The organism is Micromonospora sp. NPDC049366 (genome assembly GCF_044466625.1).
Lineage (GTDB): Bacteria > Actinomycetota > Actinomycetes > Mycobacteriales > Micromonosporaceae > Micromonospora.
In genome coordinates, this window is the sequence record NZ_JBITMV010000018.1 from 155,095 (window position 1) to 174,984 (window position 19,890).

Genomic DNA, 19,890 nt, shown 5'->3' on the forward strand with positions numbered 1-19,890 from the left:
ATCATCACATCGTGGGTAGGCGCTTGATCCGCTCGTCCTCTGATGGAGGTGTCGGCTCCCATGACTCGCTCGGTGCCCGCCGAGGTGGCACCGAGTAGTGCGACGTCGCGTACTCCTGAGTCGATTGAACCGAACGCCGCCGGATCCGTAAGTCCTTTTGGGCGCAGGCCCCGGTATCACGGGCAGCCGAAGGTCGTTAGGGGTCCCCATGGCACAAACGAGCAGTCACGATCCGATGTCTCGAGTTCTCATCTCGCACGCGCCGGACGGCGCTGCCCACAGCAGCGCCGTCCGGGATCTGTGGATCATGCTGCGGGCGTCCGGTGTGGACGCGCACCTGCTGCCGAGCTCCGGCGCCGTCGCGGACATCGGATCGGCGGGTGCGGTGGTGCTCGTCGGATCGCCGCGGTATCGCGACGTCGCGTCCGCCGACGAGGAGCACCTGTGGCACGTTCCGCGGGCGATCAAGGATCTGGTGGAGGCCGGCGACGCGGCCGCCACCGCGGTGCTGCCCGTCGTGCTTCCCGCGCATACCCTGCACGACCTGCCCGACTTCCTCGTCGAGCACCCCGGGCCGATCTACCGGCTGAGGTCACTGGGCCCGCGCGGCGTCGCCGCTCTGGCCGCCGATCTGCGTGAGCGGTGCGGCACCGACGGCCAGGCGCCCCGGCACGAACTGCGCCTCGAGGTCGCCGTCGCCGACGGCCGCCTGCGGTGCACCGCGACGCTGGCGGGAACCGTGTTGTGCGAGCGGGACGAGCCGCTGCCGTTCGGCCGGGACGAGGTGTGGACCCTGCTCGAGCACCCGGACGCCGAGGCGCGGCTGGCACAGCTGGGGCTGCGGCTGTCGGCCGCGCTGTTCGACCCGGACACGCTCGACGACCTGACGACCCTGGTGACCAAGGCCGTCGACGGCGCGGCCCTCGACGTGGTCGTCGACGCCGACAGCGCGGCTCACGAGCTGCCGTTCGAGCTGATCCGGCTCGCCGACCAGCAGGTGCTGGCCGCGGTCGACGGGGTGACCGTGACCCGCACGGTGGTGGGGGTCGCGCCGCAGGTCCTGCCGCCCGCGCCGGGGCCGCTCAAGATCCTCGCCGCGGTCGGCGCGCCGGAGCACACCGACAACACGCCGTTGGACATCGAGGCCGAGATGCAGGCGATCGTCGAGGAGGTCGGCGCGTTCGGGCGGGCGGAGGTGACGATCCTGGAGGTCGCCGGCCTGGACGAGATCGCCGAGGCGCTGCGCCGCGACGCGTACCACGTGCTGCACCTGTCCGCGCACGGTTCGCCGCACGGCGTGGAGTTGGAGGACGCGGACGGCAACGCCGTTGACGTGCAGGCCGAGGATCTGGTGCGGGTGCTGCGCCGTGGCGGGCGGCCGGTGCCGCTGATCGTGCTGTCGAGTTGCCACGGCGCCGCCGACGCCGACACCGGCCTGGCGATGACGCTGGTGAAGCACGGTGCCGCCCGCGTCATCGCGATGCAGACCGAGATCTCCGACCGCTACGCCACCGGGTTGATCACTCGCGTCTACCGGGCCCTGGTCGAGGAGAACGTCTCGGTCGCCGCCGCGCTGGGCCGCGCGCGAGCGGCGATGTTTCGGGAGGCGCAGGACTCCGACGAGTACTGGCCGCCGGAGTACGCGGTCGCGGCGCTGGTCGCCGCCACTGACGGCCCCCTGTGGGATCCGGATGCCGCGCCCGAGCCGCTGAGCAACCCGACCGAGCTGCCCGCCGGGGCGGGCGCTCGTGATCTCCTGCTGGGCGACCTGGTTGGCCGGCGCGCGCTGCTGCGCACGGTGTCGGCCGTGCTGCGGGACCAGATCGCTCCTGACGGAACGTCGTCACTGGTCAACGGGGTCATGCTCACGGGCGTCGCCGGGATCGGCAAGACCGCCGTGGCCGGCCGGGTGCTGACCCGGCTGCGCGACGACATCCACGACCCGTGGTCGATCGTGGTGCATTCCGGTGTTTGGGACCCGCAGCGGCTGCTCGCCGACGTGGCGGCGACCCCCGCGGGTGCCGGCCTGGCGGGCCTGGCCGAACCGGACGCCGCCTGGATCGCGCTGTCTGAGGTGCTGCGGGCGCGGCGTCTGCTCATCCACTTCGACGACTTCGAGCACAACCTCACCGGCGACGGCACCGACTTCGTGGACGCCGTGTTCGGCGAGGTGTTCGTGGCGCTGTGCCGCGCGGCGTCCCGGGGCAAGATCTTCGTCAGCGGGCGGTACCCGGTCCCGCGTGAGGTGCCGCTGCTGCGGGTCGAGGTGCCGGTGCTCAGCGATGCCGAGATGATGCGGCTGGTGCTGCGGCTGCCCGCGCTGCGCGAGCTCGACGACGACGGTCTGGTGTTGCAGGCCGTCGGGGGGCACCCGCGTCTGCTGGAGTTCGCCGACGCGCTGCTGCGGGGCAAGAAGGGCAAGGCGCGGCTGCCGGAGGTCACCGAGCGGCTGCGCGGGCTGGCCAAGCGGGAAGGGCTGGCGCTGGCCCGCTCGGCCGCCGACGCCCCGGACGCCGAGGAGGCGGCCGGTCAGGCGATCGCGCTGGCCGGCCGGGACATGCGCCTGGCGGAACTGCTGGAGTCGCTCACGATCGCGGAGCGGGAGACGCTGCTGCAGGCGGCGGTCATGTGGCTTCCCGTGTCGTACGACGATCTGGCCCTCGCCATGCACGACGGACCGCCGTCGGCGGAGGACCGGAAGGCCACCGGTGCGCACCTCGACCGGCTGCGTGACCTCACCCTGCTCACCGGCACGCCGGAGAGCGTGCTGATGCAGGCCTGGCTGCGCGTGGCGCTGGACGACCTGCACGGCCCGCGCCGCACCGACCGGCACCGCCGAGCGGCGGCCATGTGCGGGCACATCGTCGACAGCGGTCGCGGCACGCTGGGTGTCCTGCTGGAGACCGTACGTCACCTGCGCGCCGCCGGCCGGTTCGACGCGCTGGCCGCGCTGACCGATGCGGTGCTGCCGACCATCGACGGGGCACAGAACGTCGCCGGGCTGCTGAGCGCCGTCATGTCGGTGCTGCCCGACGACCACCCCGCCTACGCCGGCCTGCTCAGCCGGGAGCGCGACGCCCTGGCGGCCGCGGGCCGGACGGCCGCCGCCGCGGAGAAGGGGCAGGAGCTCGTCGACCTGACCGCACGGCTGGCCGAGGCTCCGCGCCGAGACGCCGCGGCCCAGGTCGCGCTCAGCGCGGCACTGGACGGGCAGGGGCGGCTGCTGCTGCGGCTCGGGCGCACCGGCGAGGCGCGGGCGCTGTACGAGCGGGCGCTGGACATCGACCTGAGCCTGTCGCAGGCCGAGCCGGGCAACGCGACGTTCGACGCCAACCTCGCGCTCAGCTATGAGAAGCTGGCCCGCCTGGCGCTCGACGACGCGGCCGTGGACCAGGCGCGCGACCTGGTGCAACGGTCGTTGGACATTCGGTGCCGACTGGCCGACGCCGACCCGGACGACCTCGCGGCCCAGCGGGACCTCGGCGCCTGCCTGACCGCGCTGGCCGCCGTCCACCACGCCGAAGGCGACGTCGGGCAGGCGCGGCAGGTGCTCGAACAGGCGCTGGTGCTGCGCCGTCGCGCCGTCGAGCTCGACCCGGACGACGTGGCGCTGCGCGAGGACCTGTTCGATGTCGTGGGCGCCCTGGCCGACGTGCTGCGGCCCGGCGGCGACGCCGAACTGGTGCGGCGGCTGGCCGAGGAGGCCGCGGCGATCGCCGACGAGCTGACCGAGGCCGACGGCGGCAACCATCTGTGGCATCGCAAGCGGCTCACCGCCTGCCGGCGGCTCGGTGACCTGGCGCTGGTCGCCGGGGATGTCGGGGCGGCCGGCACGCACCTCACCGAGGCGCTGTCGGTGGCGCAGCAGCTCGCCGAGGCCGACCCGGCCGCCGTCGAGGCGCAGCGCGACCTGATCGCCGCGTGGCACCGGATGGCCGATCTCGCCGTCGCCGAGGGTCGGCCCGAGGAGGTACGCGGGCAGCTGGAGCAGGCCGTCGACGTGGCTCAGGACCTCGTCGCCCGGCTTACCCGCCATAGTGGCCCGCACCGTGACCTCGCCGAGTGCCGACGGCGTCTGGGGGACTGGCTGCGTGATCGCGGCGACCGGGCCGAGGCGCGCGCCATGTTCAAGAAGGCGATGGCGAGCTGGCGGCGCGTGGTGTCGCTGGATCCTCAGGACCTGCGGGCTGCCCTGGCGCAGGCGGAGATGCACGGCCGCCTGGCCGAGTTGGCCCGCGACGCGGGGCAGGCCGATCGGGCGCGCCGGCAGTGGCGGGAGGCGCTGGCGATCGCCGAGCAGGTGCACGGCGCGGCGCCCACGGAGGCGCACCTGGCCGCCGTCACGCGATACCGGGAGCTTGCCGTGCGGTGAACGGCGTTCGTGGACGGCGCCGCTCGGCGGGCGGTGCCGTCCGCGTCTGCTGCCGCGCGTTGTCCACCAGGCGGTCTATGACTGCTGCACGCACTGACGACAGCCTGACCGCCCCGTCGCCGCCTCCCCGGGGCGCGGGGAGGCGGCGACGCGTCAGCGCGGGCCGATGTCCTGCGGCAGGAGCGTGACGAGGTCCTCGCGGGACGGCGCGGTCACCTTGCTGAGCCGCCCCGACTGACGCATGATCATCTTGTCGAGCACCTGTCGGGCCAGGCGGCCGTTGCCGGCCCCGCGCTCGGGCGGCAGCGCCGTGAAGTGCTTGAGCAGCGCGGCCCGCGTCTCCAGGGTCGGTTCGTAGCCCAACGTGGCCGCGTGCTGCTCCACGATGGTGACCAGCTCAGCGGGTGTGTAGTCGGCGAAGCGCACGGTCTGCGCGAAGCGCGACGCCAGCCCGGGGTAGGCCCGCAGGAACGCCGCCATCTCCGCTTCGTACCCGGCGGCGATCACCACCACGTCGTCGCGATGGTCCTCCATCAGCTTCACCAGCATGTCGACAGCCTCCCGGCCGAAGTCGCCGCCGGGGTGCTCCACCGGCGCGAGCGTGTACGCCTCGTCGATGAACAGCACCCCGCCCCGGGCCCGCTCGAACACCTCCCTGGTGCGCTGCGCGGTCTGGCCCACGTACTCGGCGACTAGGTCGGCCCGGCTGACCTCGACGATCTGCCCCATGGCCAGCAGCCCCAGCGCCGCCAGCACCTGGCCGTAGAGCCGCGCCACGGTGGTCTTGCCGGTGCCCGGCGCACCCGAGAAGACCAGGTGACGGCCCAGTGACGGCACCGGCAACCCGGCTTGCGCCCGTTTGCGGGAGGTCGCCAGCAGGTTGATCGTGTCGTTGACCTCCCGCTTGACCTCCGCCAGCCCGACCATGGCGTCGAGCCGCGCGCGCAGCTGTGCCAGGTCGGGGCGCTCGGCGGCGCCGCCGAGGCGGATGCCGCCGGTCGGCGGGGGGCCGATGTCCTCCGGGCGCAGCCGGGTCAGGTCCGGAGCGGAGGCCACCTCGGCGCGCGACAGCCGTTGCGCCTGTCGGCCGATCGCGTCCTCGAAGACCTTGCGGGCGGTGCGGCCGTTGCCGAAGTTCGCGTCCCGGGGGATGCGCGCGAACAACTGGCGCAGCGCCTGGCTGGTGCCGTAGTCGAGGGTGTAGCGATGCCGCCGGCACAGGCTCTCCACGATGGTGACCAGCTCGTTGTCGGAGTAGCTCTCGAACTCGATGGTCCTGGTGAAGCGGGAGGCCAGGCCGGGGTTGGAGGACAGGAACGCACGCATCTGCGCCGAGTAGCCCGCGGCCACGACGACGATGTCGTCGCGGTGGTCCTCCATCAGCTTCACCAGCGTGTCGATGGCCTCCTGCCCGAACGAGGGCCCCGTGCCGGCCCCCTCGTCGGTCAGCGCGTACGCCTCGTCGATGAACAGCAGCCCGCCCATCGCCGACTCGAACTTCTCGGTCGTCTTGATCGCCGTACCGCCGATGACCTGGGCGACCAGGTCCGCGCGGGCCACCTCGACCACGTGTCCTTTGCGCAGGGTGCCCAGGGCCTGCAGGATCTGCCCGTACAGCCGGGCGATGGTGGTCTTGCCAGTGCCGGGCGGGCCGGCGAACACCAGATGGCGGCTCATCGGCGGTGGCGGTAGCCCCACCGCGGTCCGCCGCTTGGCCAACAGTTGCAGGTCGACCAGCATGTTGACCTCCTGCTTCACACCGGCCAGGCCGACCAGCCCGTCCAGTTCGGCCAGCAGCGCCTCCAGCGCGGGGGGTGGCGCCGCCCGCACCGACTCCCCGGTCGGCAACGGCCGCTCGTCGGGCTCGGCCGCCACCGGGCTCGTGGCCCGGTCGGCCGCCTCGGCACGCTGGTCGGGGGCCGCGTTGTCGTGGCTGTCCAGGTCGGCCACCGCCAGGTCGACGTCGCCGGCCGACTGGAGCAGGCCGCTGCCGCCGTTGTGGTGCAGCGAGCAGCCCTTCACCGACGAGGCGCGCACCCGTCCCAGCCGGATGCCGTCGGCGGTGTTGCCGGACACCTCGCACCGGGTGATCCAGGCCGTTCCCTCGTCCTCGACCAGGATGCCCCCGCCGCCGTTGGAGGCCACGGTGCACTCCTCCAGGGTCAGCTCGCCGTCGCCCTGCACCAGCACGCCGTGCCGGGCCGACTCGCCGACGGAGCATTCCCGCAGCACGCCCGCGCCGCGCTCGGCGGCGACCACACCGGTGTCACCGGCCTTGGTCAGCCGGGTCCGGTGCAGCAGCGGCGCGCCGCCGCCGGCGGTGTACAGATTGGCGCCGAGCGAGTCCGACACCGTGCAGTCCTCCCAGCGCCCCCGTGCCTCGCCGGAGACGGCGACGCCGTGGCCGCGGCTGCCGGTCACCGCCAGCCGCTGGAACACCGGGTCGGCGCCGCCGACGACGGCCACTCCGGCGTTGCTGTCGGCGATGCTCACATCGAGGTAGGTGCCGGTCGCCTGGCCGGTGACGACCAGGCCGTGGGTGCCGGCGGCGGTGATCTCCACGGAGACGACCCGCGGATCGGCGCCCCCGTCGACGACGATGCCCGCGGCCTGCGTGTCGGTGATCCTCCAGTCGTCCACCAACGGCCGGGCCCCACCCGTCACCAGCAGGCCGGTGTCGCGGGTGTCGGTGACGGCGCCGGACCGCAGGACCGCCTCGCAGCCGCCCTCGACGGCGATCGCCGGGCCCGCGGCCCGCGACACGGTGCACCTTTCGACGGTGAGGCGCGACTGATCCATGCCGCAGATGCCGTTGCCGCCCGCATCGGCCACGGTGCTGTCGCGCAGCGTCACCGCCGCCGATCCGCGCGCCACGGTGGCCGACGTGCGCACGTGGCTGAGGGTGCTGTCCTCGACCAGAACGGTGGAGTGGTCGACGGCGATGATGCCCGCGCCGCCGGTGTTGCGGACATGGCACGACGACACCGTCACGTCGCCGCCCGCCCGCGCGTACAGCGCCGCGCCGGCCTGCGCGCGGATCTCGCACTCCAGCAGGCGCAGGCGGCCCGCCGGGACGTCGATCGCCGCGAGGTCGGGATCGGCGCCGGCGAGGGTCAGCCCGCTCAGCGTGACCTCCCCGGCCTCCAGCACGACCACGCTGCCGGCCGGCGCGGTGACCACCACCGTGCCGGGCCCCTCCTCGCTGGTGATGGTGCAGGGCACGTGCAGGGTCAGCGCCTCGGCATAGGTGCCGGGCAGCACGCTGATGATCCAACCCGGCCGTACCGCCTGCAACGCCGCCGCGATGGAGCGGTAGGAGTCGGGAGCGGTTGCGGAGACGGTGAGCACACGATGTTCCACTCGAGGACCCTTCCGTGCGAGATGGTCGAGAGACGGGCCGGGGCCGGGCCCACGGGCCCATGCCCACGTGTCGTCCGGTTCGTACGCTGCGCCCAGCCGCCGCGTGCCCGCGGCGGCATGCGCAGCGTGGCCGGCCGGGAGGGCACATGGGACGGGTGACACGGTGGACGCTGGCCGCGCTGCTGGCGGGTGCGGTGACGCTGCCCGCCCCCGCGCCCGCGGCCGCCGCCGAGTGCGCCCCGCCGGCCGTCACCGTCGTGCGGGAGTTGCCCTGGGCCCAGGACTGGCTGCGCCCGCAGCGGATCTGGCCGCTGACCCAGGGCGCGGGCGTCACCGTCGCGGTCGTGGACTCGGGCGTCGACGCCGGGGTGCGCCAGCTCGCCGGCCGGGTGGACGCCGGCCTGGACGCACGCGACGGCCGCGGGCGCGCCGACAGCGACTGCTCCGGGCACGGCACGTTCGTCGCGGGGATCGTGGCCGCGGCCGCCCAGCCCGGCGTCGGCTTCGCTGGACTGGCCCCGCAGGCGCGGCTGCTGCCGGTGCGGGTGACCGTCGACCGCGACGATCTGCCGCCCGAAGGCGCGCTGGCCACGGCGATCCAGACGGCCGCCGAACGCGGCGCCCGCGTGATCCTGGTCGGCACCCCGATCGTGCGAGCCGGGACGCGGCTGCGTGCCGCGCTCACGGTCGCCGAGGCCCGGGACGCGCTCGTGGTCGTCGCGTCCTGGGCCGGTACGGACGGGCCGCCGCCGGTGGACCCGTGGGTGACCGAGCGGATCGTGTCGGTGGGCGGCTTCGACCCGCAGGGCGGGCCGTTGACCGGGACCGTCGCGCCCGTCGACCTGGTCGCGCCCGGCGCGGGCATCGTGAGCCTCGGCCCCCGCGGCCCGGGCCACGTCGTCGCCGATGGCAACGGCTACGCCGCCGCCCACGTCGCGGGCGCCGCCGCGCTGGTGCGGGCCCGCCACCCGGAACTGACCGCCGCGCAGGTCAAGCAGCGGCTGCTGGCCACCAGCGACCGGGTGCCGCGGCGGCTGCCCGATCCGACGCTGGGCTACGGCGCGCTCGACCTCTACGCGGCCGTCACCGCGGTGTTGCCCGGCGAGCACGGCACGGCGGTGTCCGCGCCCGCGGTCGCACCGGCCGTCGTCGCCCGTCCCCACGAGACGGACCGCCGGGGTTTCTCGATCGCGGCGGCGGTCGCCGCTGCCGCCGGTGCGCTCGCCGTGCTGGTGGTGGTCGTGGCACTGGCCGCGCCGCGGATCCGGGGCAGGCGCGTAGGGTGACCGGCTGACGTCCACCACGGTCATTCCGAACCGGGCGGTTGCAGGGCCGTGTGCACCAGCGACGGCGCCAGGCGTCGGCTGACCAGCTGAGCCCGGCCGGGCGGCAGCCGGCGCGGCTTGGCCTCGCCCAGGAACGTGCCCTCGGACTTGTCGTACGAGAACAGCAGCGCGCTGGTGCCCAGGTCCCACAGCCGCCGCAGCGCCGGGTCCGACATCATCACCCGCGACGCCCCGGACGTGGTCCGGGCCAGGACCAGGTGCAGGCCCACCTCCGCGCCCTGCGGCAGCGCCTCCAGCAGCGGCTCCAGCGGGCTGGTGTACCCGCCGGCGAGCAGGTCGTAGTCGTCGACGAGGACGAACAGGTGCGGGCCCGCCCACCAGTCCCGGCGGGCCAGCCGCTCGGGGGTGATGTCCGGGCCGGGCAGCCGCGGCGTGATCGCGTCCACCGCCTGCTTGATCAGCTCGGCCAGCGCCGAGGTGGACACCGCGTAGCCGACCTGGATGTCGGGCGGAACCGCGTCGTACAGGTGCCGGCGGGTGTCGGCCAGCAGGATGCGCGCCTGGTCGGCGGTGTTGTTGCGGACGATGCTGCGGGCGATCAGCCGCAGCAGGTTCGTCTTGCCCGACTCCGACTCGCCGAAGACCATCAGGTGCGGCTGGGCGTCGAAGTCGTGCCAGACCGGTTCGAGCTTGGCCTCGTCCAGTCCCAGCGCGACGCGGCGCGGCGAGTCCGGCGCGGGCAGCTCCGCCGCGGGAAGCACCGTGGGCAGCAGGCGCACCTTCGGCGCGCGCGGTCCGGGCCAGGACCGGGCACTCTGCTCGGCCAGCTCCCGGGCCGTCTCGTTCAGGTCGCCGGTGCGGGACACCCCGTCGATGCGCGGCAGGGCCGCCATGAAGTGCAGCGCCTCCCCGGACAGGCCCCGGCCCGGGATCGCCGGCACGTTGGCCGCCTGGCGCATGCCGACCTCGGAGTCCACCGGGTCGTTCAGGTGCAGCTCGAAGCGGGTGCCGAGCAGGTCGCGCAGCCAGGGCCGGATCTCCGACCAGCGGGACGCGGTGACCACCAGGTGGATGCCGTAGTTGAGCCCGCGCGTGGCCAGCTCGGAGAACGCCGACTCCAGCGTGTCGAAGTCCTGGTGCAGCGTCGACCAGCCGTCGACGACCAGGAACACGTCGCCGTAGCCGTCGTCTGTGCCCGCGGGCAGCGTGCCCTGCTCGCGGCGCAGCCGGTACTCGGCGATGCTGTCCAGACCCAGCGCGGAGAATCGCAGCTCGCGGTGCGCCAGCAGGTCGGTCACCTCGGCCACGGTGCGGGTCACCCGCTCCCGCTCGAGCCGGCCGACGACCCCGCCGACGTGCGGCAGCCCGGCCAGGCCCGCCAGGCTGCCGCCGCCGAAGTCCAGGCAGTAGAACTGCACCTCGGCCGGCGTGTGGGTGAGCGCCAGAGCGGTGATCAGGGTACGCACCAGGGTGCTCTTGCCGCTCTGCGGTGACCCGCCGACACCGACGTGGCCGCCCGCGCCGGTCAGGTCGGCGAGCAGCAGGTCGCGACGCTGCTCGGCCGGGCGGTCGACGATGCCGACCGGCACTCGCAGCCGTCCCGCCGACCCGTGCTGCGGGGCGTCCAGGCCCGCGGCGGGCAGCACGCCCAGCCCCCGTTCGGCGGTGATCCGCACCGGCGGCAGCAGCTGGTCCAGGGTGGGCGGTTCGTGCAGCGGCGGCAGCCACACCTGGTGCGCGTGCGGCCCGTGCCCGAGCAGCCGCCGCGCCATCACGTCGAGCAGGCGTGCCCCGCTGCCGGCGGCTTCCTCGTCGGTGACCTCGTCCGGTGCCGCCGACGCGACCTGCACCGGCAGCGGCACGTGCCCTACCACGTACGGGGCCAGGTCCAGCCGCGCCTGCTCCTGCCGCTGCAGGCGGCGGACCTGCTTCAGCGGCGCCGAGACGTACGCCGCCCGGAACCGCACCAGCGTGTTGGTGTCCACGCGCAGGTAGCCGTTGCCCGGCGCGGCCGGCAGCGTGTACGCGTCGGGCACGCCGATCACGCTGCGGCTCTCCGCTGCGGAGAACGTGCGCAGCGCGATCCGGTAGGACAGGTGCGACTCGAGCTGGTGAATCCGCGCCTCGTCGAGCCGCTGCGAGGCCAGCAGCAGGTGCACGCCGAGGCTGCGGCCCAGCCGACCGATCATCACGAAGGTGTCGAGGAACTCGCGCTTGGTGGCGAGCAGCTCGCTGAACTCGTCGACCACCACCAGCAGCGTCGGCAGTGGTGCCAGCGGGGCGCCGCCTGCGCGGGCCGCCTCGTAGTCGCGCAGCGAACTGTGCCCGGCCTGGCGCAGCAGCTCCTGCCGCCGCACCAACTCGCCCTGCAACGCCTCCTGCATCCGGTCGACCAGCGGCAGCTCGCCGGCGAGGTTGGTGATCAGCGCGGAGGCGTGCGGCAGGGTCTCCAGGCCCAGGAACGTGGCACCGCCCTTGAAGTCCACCAGGATGACGTTGAGCACCTCGGAGGAATGGGTGACCGCCAGGGCGAGCACGAGGGTGCGCAGCAACTCGCTCTTGCCCGAGCCGGTGGCCCCGATGATCATGCCGTGCGGGCCCATGCCGCCCTGCGCGGCCTCCTTGAGGTCCAGCTCGACCGGGCTGCCGTTCGACGAGATCCCGATCGGCACCCGCATGTGGTCCCAGCGGGAGCGGCCGCCCCGCGCCGTGGCCACGTCGAAGGTCTGCGCGTCGCCGATGCCGAGCAGGGCCGTCAGGTCCAGGTCCGCGGCGAGGGAGTCCGCCGTCTCCGCCGACGAGCCCAGCCGGTACGGCGACAGCCGGCGGCTCAGCGCCCGCGCGTGCGCGAGGCCCAGCCGGTCCGGGGTGCTCAGCGCGGTCGCGGTGTCGCGCCCCTGCGCGTCGGCGCCGACCAGCTCCACCACGTCGGGCCGGACCAACAGCCGCAGGGTCAGCGGGTCCACCGCCCAGCGCAGCGACTCCGCCACGTCGACCATCGTGCAGTTGCGCACGCTGCTCATGGCGAACCTCGAGGTCGGCGAGATCGGCACCCCGTCGACGACGATCACCGTGAACGGCTCGTCCCGGCTCGGCAGCGCCGGGTCGTCGAACCGCGGTCGGTCCGCGAAGTTCGGGCCCAGCATCCGCTCCAGCTCGGCGAACGACTCGGCCACCTGCCGCGCCGCCCCCGCGCCGTCGCTGCTGCTCGGATGCTGCGCGTGCGGCAGCCACTTCACCCAGTCCCAGCGGTGCTGGCGGTCCGCCGGGGCGCAGACCACCACGCGCAGGTCGTCGGGGCTGTGGAAGGTGACCAGCTGCCCCAGCATCGCCCGCACCAGATCGAGCCGGTGATCGCCTGCGCGCCGCCGTCCCGGCGGCAGCACGCCGGCCGGCTCGTCATCGGACTGCACCAGCACCCGGGCGAAGCTGCGCAGCTGCACGGCGATCGGGGTGCCGGGGACGGTCCAGTGCGCCTGCAGGAACCGGCGCAGGGCTCGCGCCGACAGCGGCTCCAGATCCTCCACCGGCTTGGTCTGCGGCGGCGTCAGCGTCACGGTGAGCCGCTGACTGCCCAGCCCGATCCGGATCTCGGCGAAGTCGCCGCCGCTGGGGCGCCGCTCCCACATCCGCCGGTTGCCCGCCAGAGACCACAGCACATCCGGGTCCGGATGGTTCCAGAACAGCGCCGCGGCCTGCTTCTGCGCCAGCTGACGCACCTGCCGGCGCATCTGCCCGAGGTAGCGCAGGTAGTCGCGCCGCTCGCCGCGCAGCCGCTGCTTGCGGTCACCGCCGCCGCGGCCCAGCTGCGCGACCAGCATCCCGACGCCGGACAGGCCCATCATGCCGCCGGCCAGGTAGGTCAGCGACGACGCGCCCGGCTGCATGAAGATCAGCGCCATCGCGCCGGTGCCCAGGGCCATCGGCAGGTAGGTCAGCATCGAGGACATGTCGACGCCGTTGAGCTCCGGCAGGGTCGGCGGCTCCTGGAGGATCATCTCGCCCCGGGGCAGCGGCGGGCCCGGCTGGCGTACCGGCCGGCGGAAGACCACCGTGGTCAAGGGGCACTCCCAGAGGAACGTGGAGGGTGTCGGATCCCGCTGATTCTGCGTGTCACGGCGACTTGGGGCGTGGGCCCGCGGGCCCATGTTCGGCCCGGTCAGCGCCGCTAGCCTGCATGCGTCGCCACGCCCGTGGCAGGTGGAGAGTGAACGTGAACGCGAGCACCCCGGCCGAGCGCTGCCGGCTAACGGTCGTCGGGCCGCACGGCGGCATCGACCTCGCCGTCCCGGCCACGATGCTGCTCGCCGACGTGATCCCGGCCATCGTGGACCTGCTCGGCGAGGAGACCGCCCGCGACGTGGCCGGGCGCGGCGTGGTGCTCCAGAAGCTCGGCGGCGGGCCCCTGAACGACGAGTTGAGCGCTGCCGCGCTCGGGCTGCGCGACGGTGACGTGGTGTACCTCAACGCCCGCGACAATCCGGTGCCGACGTTCGCCCACGACGACATCATCGAGGGGGTGGCCGCTGAGGTGCGGCTGCGCCCCCGGCGTTGGACGCCGCAGCGCGCCCGCGCCACCCTGCGCGCGGCGGCCGGCGTGGCGCTCGCCGCGGGTCTGGCCGCACCGCTGTCTGCGGCGGCCGGGCCCGCGCAGGCCGCCGTCGCCGGCGCCATGGCCGCCGTGCTGCTGCTGGCCGCCGGGCTCGCCGCCCGCGCCCTCGGCGACCGGCCCGCCGGGCTCGTGCTCGGCGCCGCCGCGGTGCTGTACGCCGCGGCGGCCGGGGTGTTGCTGCCCGCCCTGGTCACCGCCACCGCGGGCCAGCCGCCGGTGCTCGCCGCACGACTGGCCGCCGCCACGGCGCTGGCCGCGGCGATGACCGTCGCCGTCGCCGTCGCGGTCGGTGACCTGCGTCCGGTCGTCTTCGTGGTGGTGGCGACCAGCGCGGCGGTGACGATCGGTTCGCTGCTGGCCGCCGGCGGCCTGCTCGACGCGGTGTCGGCGGCCGCGGTGGTGACCGTGCTGGTGCTGCTGTTCAGCCCGCAGCTGCCGTCCCTGGCGTTCCGGCTGGCCGGGTTGCGGCTGCCCGACCTGCCTTCCACGCCCGACGACATCACCCGCGACGTGGAGCCGATTCCCGACGCGGCCCTGCACGAACGCACCGCTGTCGTCGACCGCTACCTGACCGCCGGGCATGTCGCCCTGGCGATCGTCGCCGTGGCCGGCCTGTGGTTGCTCGCCGACCGCCGGGGCTGGGCGCCGCCGACGCTGGCCGCGGTCGTGTGCGCGCTGCTGCTGCTGCGCACCCGCCGGCTGACCGACGCGTGGTCGCGTTGGGCGCTGACCGCCGCCGCCGTGATCGGCCTGCTCCTGCTGGCGCTGCGGTTGACCGGACCGGGATTCGTGCTGTTTGGCCTGCCGATGGCCGCGCTGCTGCTCGGAATCGGCCTGCTCGCCGCGGCACGCACCCCGGAGAACCGGCCGCCCCGCCCGTACTGGGGAAGGTCGGCCGAGATCCTGGAGACGACGCTGGCAGTCGCGCTGATCCCGCTGGTGCTGGCGGTGCTCGGGGTGTACGGCTTCGTCCGCGGCCTGGGTGGTTGACGTGCAGACCAAACGTGACCAGTTGCAGGCGCACAACTTCGTGGTCGGCCGGCTCCGTTCGGCGCTACTGACCGGCGAACCCGACGCCCTGGAGACGCCCACCCGTCGGATGAGTGTCGCCGCGTTCGCCGGCCTGATCATCGGCGCGCTCATCGTCGCCGGCTGCGGGGCGTACGGCTTCTTCTTCCCCGGCGGCAACACCTCCTGGCGCGAGCCGGGCTCCATCGTGGTGGAGAAGGAGACCGGCACCGCGTACGTCTACGACAGCGCCGCCGGCCTGCTGCGGCCCGTCCGCAACCACTCGTCGGCGCTGCTGCTGGCCGGCCCGGACGCCACCGTGCGCACGGTGTCCAGCGCCTCGCTCGACGGCGTGCCGCACGGCCTGCCCGTGGGCATCACCGGCGCGCCCGACGCGCTGCCGGCCATCGCGCGGCTCAGCCGCGACCCGTGGCTGGTGTGCGCGACCAGCACCACGGAGGTCACCGGCCAGTCCCGACCGGCCGCGCTGCTGGTCGCGGGCGCGCCGGCCGAGCTCGCGGGCCCGGCCGTGGACGCCGCGGCGCTGGTGGTCACCACCGCCGGGACCCGCCACCTGATCTGGGAACACCGTCGGATGCGGGTGGCCGACCCCGCCGCCGTCGCCCTGGGTCTGGACGCCATCCGGGCCGTGCCGGTCGCTGACACCTGGCTCAACGGCTTTCCTGCCGGGCCGGACCTCGCCCCGCCCGAGATCGCCGGCCGGGGCACCGCCGGGCCGCCGGTCGACGGCCGGGCCACCAGGGTGGGGCAGGTGCTGCGGGTGTCGGGTGCCGGCGACGACGGCACCGGCTTTCGGGTCGTGCTGGCTGACGGCCTCGCGCCGCTGAGTCCCACCATGGCCGAGCTGATCCTGGCCGATCCGCGCAGCCGGATCGCGTACGACGGCGCGCCGGGTCCCGTCGCGGTCAGCGCCGCCGGTGTGGTGGCTGCTCGGGCCTCGGCGCACACCGTCGGCGGCGAGGGTGTGCCGGCCCGGCCGCCCCGACTCATGGACCCGAACGTGCTCGGCGACCAGGTGCTGTGCGCCCGCGCGTCGTTCGGCCCGGACGCCCGGCTGGAGCTGGTCACCGCGCGGGTCGGGCATCTGCGGGTCAGCACCCCGCCGCCGGGTGCGGTGGATCAGCGTTCCGCCACCCAGGTGGCGGTGGCGGCCGGCGGGGGTGTGCTGGTGCGCCCGCTGACCGCCCCCGGCCGCCCGGGCAGCGCCCGCTGGCTCGTCACCGACGTCGGGTTGCGCTATCCGATGAGCGACGCCGCGGTCGCCGCGCTCGGCTACGCGGAGGTCACGCCGGTCGAGGTGCCCGCGACCCTGCTGGCGCTGGTGCCGTCCGGCCCGCTGCTCGATCCGGCCGAGGCGACGTCCGGCTGAGGGACATCTCGTCACTGGGTGACGGCGTTGCCTGGGGCGGGGCCGTTGCGCAGCCGGTGAGGATGATGGTGTCGTCGCCGCCACGCTCGGCGACCGCCGGACCAGCGTGCGGAAATGCGCGGGCTGCATCCCGGTGAACGGAAAGATTTTCTCGGGGCAGACTGTCGTGTTCGCCTGCATTCCGGCATCTCGGCATCCTGTTTCACCGTCCTCAGCGGACGGATACCCCGGTTGCGGGGTCTCGCTTCGCCACCGCCGCCCGGGCTCCGCCTCGGCGCGACTGTCCCTATGAGACAGCCCATAGGTCTGCGGACCTAATCCTGTTTGGGTCTGGGGCAATGTTAACAACGTGGTTACATTCGGCACGGTCAGTGCAGCGCCGTCACTATCGGAAGGCGAGGGGTCATGCCCAACACACTTGACATCCCTGTGGCGGAGCTACAGGCGGCTCTGCAGCAGTTCCGCGAGCTGGAGCAGGAGGCCGAGCGGGTGCGCCGGGCCGTCGACGAGGGCGTGCGCGGGATCGGCAGCCACTGGTACGGCCCGGCGCGCACCGCCTACAACGCCGAGATCGACAACTGGCTGGCCGACTACCAGACCATGGTGGCGCAGCCCATGAGCCAGCTGCTCAACTGGTTCCAGAGCATGATCGTGATCATGCAGGACGTCGAAGCCTCGAACTCCTGACGCCGGTTCATCAGAGGAGACTGCCATGCCCGAAGGTTTCGGAATCACCTACGACGTCGTGCTCGATGCGGCCAACCGCCTGCGTGCCGAGAACGCGCGCCTCAACGGCGTCGTCGACCGGATGGAGGCGACGGCCCGAGCCCGCTTCGCCGGCTGGAGCGCGATGAGCGAGGGCACTTACGTCCAGGTCGCGAACACGTGGGGCCGCCAGGCCGGGGTCATGCACGCCGACCTGGAGGCCAGCATTCAGCGATTGCTGCAGCGGGTTGCCAACTACCAGGACGCCGACCGCCGCGCGGCGCAGATCTGAGGCAGTCCGCCCCGAAGGAGCAGATCATGCCGGCCAAAGGGGTCAAGATCGACCCGGATAAGATGGACGCCGCGTCGCGGGTCCTCGACAGTCTGTTCGACGTGGTGGCGAAGCCGCGTGCTGAACTCTACCCGCTGACGTTCAGCATCGGCGCGTTCAGCGCGGGGGACAGCCTGCGGACCGTGATCGAGAGCGGTACCACTGACTGGGAACTGGCGCTGGCCAACCTGGGCGACGCCTGTGTCGCCGCCGGCGGGGCGGTGTCCAACGCCAAGATGCTGCTCCGCGACGCCGACGAGAGCAACGACCCGTTCGTGCTGGACGACATCAATGAGATCGTGAGCTAGGTGCGGCGATGCCGGAGTGGGATTCGTGGGACTGGCGCAAGGTCCAAGAGGTCCTGATCGGCGATATCAAACGCGACAACTGGACGCAGATCAACACCCTGTCGGCGACCAACCCGCGCCACCTGTTCGACCACGCGCAGCGGATGCTCAACATCGGGCTCGCCCTCCACGAGGTGTACCAGGAGGTGCTGCGGCAGCGGCGTGAACTCATCGCCGACGGTGCCTGGACCGGCGACGCGGCCAAGAAGTTCGACGGGGTGCTCGGTAGCCTCCGTCGCATGGTCACCGCGAACCAGCGGCTGATCAACGGCCGCGTCAGCTGGATCCAGGAGCTCAACAAAGCCGGTCTGGGGCTGCACAATGCCATCAACGCCATCATCCGTCTCAACCACGAGGGCGCCAGGCGCACCAAGGCACGCTACGAAAAACTCGTCGCCGACTACAACAAGCGGGTGACGTACGACAGCAATGGCAATCCGTCGGAGCTTCCACCGCACACACCGTGGTTCAAGCTCGGCGACAACCATTACGTCTACACGCCCTCCGCCTACCCCGACATCGACAACGAGTTGAGCCAGGAAGCCCGGAAGATCCTGGACACTCTGGCGCACGTGTACCACGACGCCGAGGTAGCTCTGGGCCGGCTCAAACCGGTGACGGCGCTGCCCCCGCCGATCCCGGTGACGGACGATATCCCCCTGCCGGAGTTGCCACCGCCCGGCGGTCCACCGCCGGTCGGCGAGGGAGGCCCGCCGCCGCCCGAGATCGGCGGCGGATCGGCGGACGTTCCACCGCTGTTGGCGGCGAACGCCCCGGACCTGGGAGGCGGGCCGCCGCCGGGTAGCCCGCTGACCGCGGCGCCGCCGCCGCCGCTCGACGGCGACGGTCCCGCCCTTCCGGGGCCGATCCCGGGCGGCCTCCCGTCGGCCGGTGGCGGCCCGCCGCTGGGTGGTCTCCCGCCCATCGGCGGCAGCCCGCCGATCGGCGGCCCGCCGCTGGGTGGTCTCCCGCCCATCGGCGGCAGCCCGCCGATCGGCGGCCCGGGCACGGGTGGTCCGGGCACAGTTCCGGGTGTCCCCGGCGCACCGGTCATCCCACCGTACATTCCGAACATTCCCCGGCCCGGGGTTCCGGGCGGCGGCGGGCTGGGGACGGGCGGGATCGGAACGGGCGGGTCTGCCCCCGGTCTGCCGGGCGGCCCAGGCTCGGGGGTCGGCACCGGTGGCGTCGCGCCCGCTGCGCCGCCAATGTCGTCGAAGTTCCCGTACGCCGCGTCGGCACCCGTCGGCACCGGAGCGGCCGGGCTGGGTGGCGCCGGCGGCCTGGCGCGTGGTGGCCTCGTCACCGAGGCCATGCATGCGCCGGTCGGGGTTCGCGGCGCCGGCGGCGGCGCCGGCATGCCGTTCATGCCCCCGATGGGAGGCATGGGCGCGGGCGGCGGCAAGGACGAGAACAAGGAACGAGAACGCACCACGTGGTTGCAGGAGGACCGCGACATCTGGAACGTCGCCGGCGATGTCGCGCCAGGCGTCATCCGCGGCATTGACCCGGCGCACGCCCAGGACGACACCGCCGACCCGGCGGACATCCCGGTATACACACCCACCCGGCCCCGCCCCGGCCACACCAGCGCGACTGGGGGCACCTACCAGCAGCGACGCTGAGCGATCAGGAGACCACCATGCAGCAGCCCGACCGCACCCTCGAGCAGCTCGCGGCCGACTACGCCCGGCACCGTGCTGCGGCCGTCGAGTCGGTCCGCCGGGTGGCTGAGATCTCAGCCACCGTGACGTCCCCGCAAGGGCTGGTGACGGTGACGGTCGGGGGCCAGGGCGAGCTCACCGCCCTGACGTTCAACTCGCAGGACTACCGCAAGATGGCGCCGGCCGAGCTGGCCCGGACCGTCCTGGACACGGTTGCCCGTGCCCGAGAGAGCGCTCTTCAGCAGGTCATGGGCGCGATCCCGGGCACCACCGTGGCCGGGGTGAGCCTGCAGGACATGATGCAGGGCCGCGTCGACTGGGACCGGGTGCTGCCCGAGAAGCTCGACGTCGCCGGTTTCGACCTGCCCGGCCGCACGGCCTGAGCCGAACATGAGAGGGGACGTTCGCCATGGCGGAAAAGCTCGAGGTCGACGGCCGTGTGGTCGGCAGCCTGTCGGCTCGCTTGACCGCGGCCGGGAACAAGGCCGAGGCGGCACGGCTGAAACTGCTCCACGGCGGCGACGCGCTGGGCACGCCGTGGGGGCGCGACGACGAGCTCGCCCGCAAGTTCAGCGCGGAGTACCTGCCCGGCCGCGACGAAGTCGTGAAGGGAACGGAGAGCGTGGCGGGGTTCCTGAAGGGCTTGGGGGCTCATCTGCGGGCGTCGGGGGAGTCGTTCAGTTCGGTGGAAGGCAGCTGAGGGTTGCCATGGTCCCGCCGGGGGGTGGGTGACCGGTGGGTATGGAGGTTCCGGATTGGGTGGGTCGGTTCTTCCTGGTGGTGACGGGGGAGTCGTGGCCGCAGGCTGATGAGGA

Annotated in this window: 12 protein-coding genes; 10 read left to right on the forward strand and 2 right to left on the reverse strand. The window is 73.7% G+C overall.

The features are described 5' to 3' along the window. Positions 1-235: 235 nt before the first annotated feature. On the forward strand, positions 236-4,372 hold the full coding sequence (locus ACIBTV_RS24545) for a CHAT domain-containing protein (RefSeq protein WP_396708457.1): 4,137 nt from the start codon (positions 236-238) through the stop codon (positions 4,370-4,372). A gap of 153 nt (positions 4,373-4,525) precedes the next feature. Here the strand turns inward: ACIBTV_RS24545 and ACIBTV_RS24550 are convergent, their stop codons facing one another. Beyond that, positions 4,526-7,732 carry a right-handed parallel beta-helix repeat-containing protein gene (locus ACIBTV_RS24550; RefSeq protein ID WP_396708458.1) on the reverse strand — a complete coding sequence of 1,069 codons (3,207 nt, stop codon included), beginning with the start codon at positions 7,730-7,732 and terminating at the stop codon, positions 4,526-4,528. A 146-nt stretch (positions 7,733-7,878) separates the two neighbouring features. Between ACIBTV_RS24550 and ACIBTV_RS24555 the strand changes: the two genes are divergently transcribed. After that, on the forward strand, positions 7,879-9,018 hold the full coding sequence (locus tag ACIBTV_RS24555; protein ID WP_396708460.1) for a S8 family serine peptidase: 1,140 nt from the start codon (positions 7,879-7,881) through the stop codon (positions 9,016-9,018). Positions 9,019-9,038: 20 nt separating this feature from the next. On the opposite strand, the gene eccCa is transcribed toward ACIBTV_RS24555, so the two are convergent. After that, positions 9,039-13,079, reverse strand: coding sequence for a type VII secretion protein EccCa (eccCa, locus tag ACIBTV_RS24560; RefSeq protein ID WP_396708461.1), 4,041 nt, complete (start codon positions 13,077-13,079; stop codon positions 9,039-9,041). A gap of 152 nt (positions 13,080-13,231) precedes the next feature. Between eccCa and eccD the strand changes: the two genes are divergently transcribed. From eccD to ACIBTV_RS24600, 8 genes are all read left to right on the forward strand, one after another. After that, on the forward strand, positions 13,232-14,620 hold the full coding sequence (eccD, locus tag ACIBTV_RS24565) for a type VII secretion integral membrane protein EccD (RefSeq protein WP_396708463.1): 1,389 nt from the start codon (positions 13,232-13,234) through the stop codon (positions 14,618-14,620). Between the two features lies 1 nt (position 14,621). Further along, positions 14,622-16,028, forward strand: coding sequence for a type VII secretion protein EccB (gene eccB, locus ACIBTV_RS24570; protein WP_396708464.1), 1,407 nt, complete (start codon positions 14,622-14,624; stop codon positions 16,026-16,028). A gap of 405 nt (positions 16,029-16,433) precedes the next feature. Continuing rightward, positions 16,434-16,715 carry a WXG100 family type VII secretion target gene (locus tag ACIBTV_RS24575; protein ID WP_396708466.1) on the forward strand — a complete coding sequence of 94 codons (282 nt, stop codon included), beginning with the start codon at positions 16,434-16,436 and terminating at the stop codon, positions 16,713-16,715. A gap of 25 nt (positions 16,716-16,740) precedes the next feature. Further along, positions 16,741-17,025: a WXG100 family type VII secretion target gene (locus ACIBTV_RS24580; RefSeq protein ID WP_396708467.1), complete on the forward strand. Its 285-nt coding sequence runs from the start codon at positions 16,741-16,743 to the stop codon at positions 17,023-17,025. A gap of 26 nt (positions 17,026-17,051) precedes the next feature. Beyond that, a complete protein-coding gene (locus ACIBTV_RS24585; protein WP_396708469.1) occupies positions 17,052-17,372 on the forward strand; it encodes a hypothetical protein in 321 nt (106 codons plus the stop codon). A gap of 8 nt (positions 17,373-17,380) precedes the next feature. Beyond that, complete coding sequence (locus ACIBTV_RS24590) at positions 17,381-19,036, forward strand: hypothetical protein (protein WP_396708471.1); 1,656 nt, start codon at positions 17,381-17,383, stop codon at positions 19,034-19,036. A 17-nt stretch (positions 19,037-19,053) separates the two neighbouring features. Further along, positions 19,054-19,458: a YbaB/EbfC family nucleoid-associated protein gene (locus ACIBTV_RS24595; RefSeq protein WP_396708473.1), complete on the forward strand. Its 405-nt coding sequence runs from the start codon at positions 19,054-19,056 to the stop codon at positions 19,456-19,458. A gap of 26 nt (positions 19,459-19,484) precedes the next feature. Further along, positions 19,485-19,775: a hypothetical protein gene (locus tag ACIBTV_RS24600; RefSeq protein ID WP_396708475.1), complete on the forward strand. Its 291-nt coding sequence runs from the start codon at positions 19,485-19,487 to the stop codon at positions 19,773-19,775. Positions 19,776-19,890: the final 115 nt, after the last annotated feature.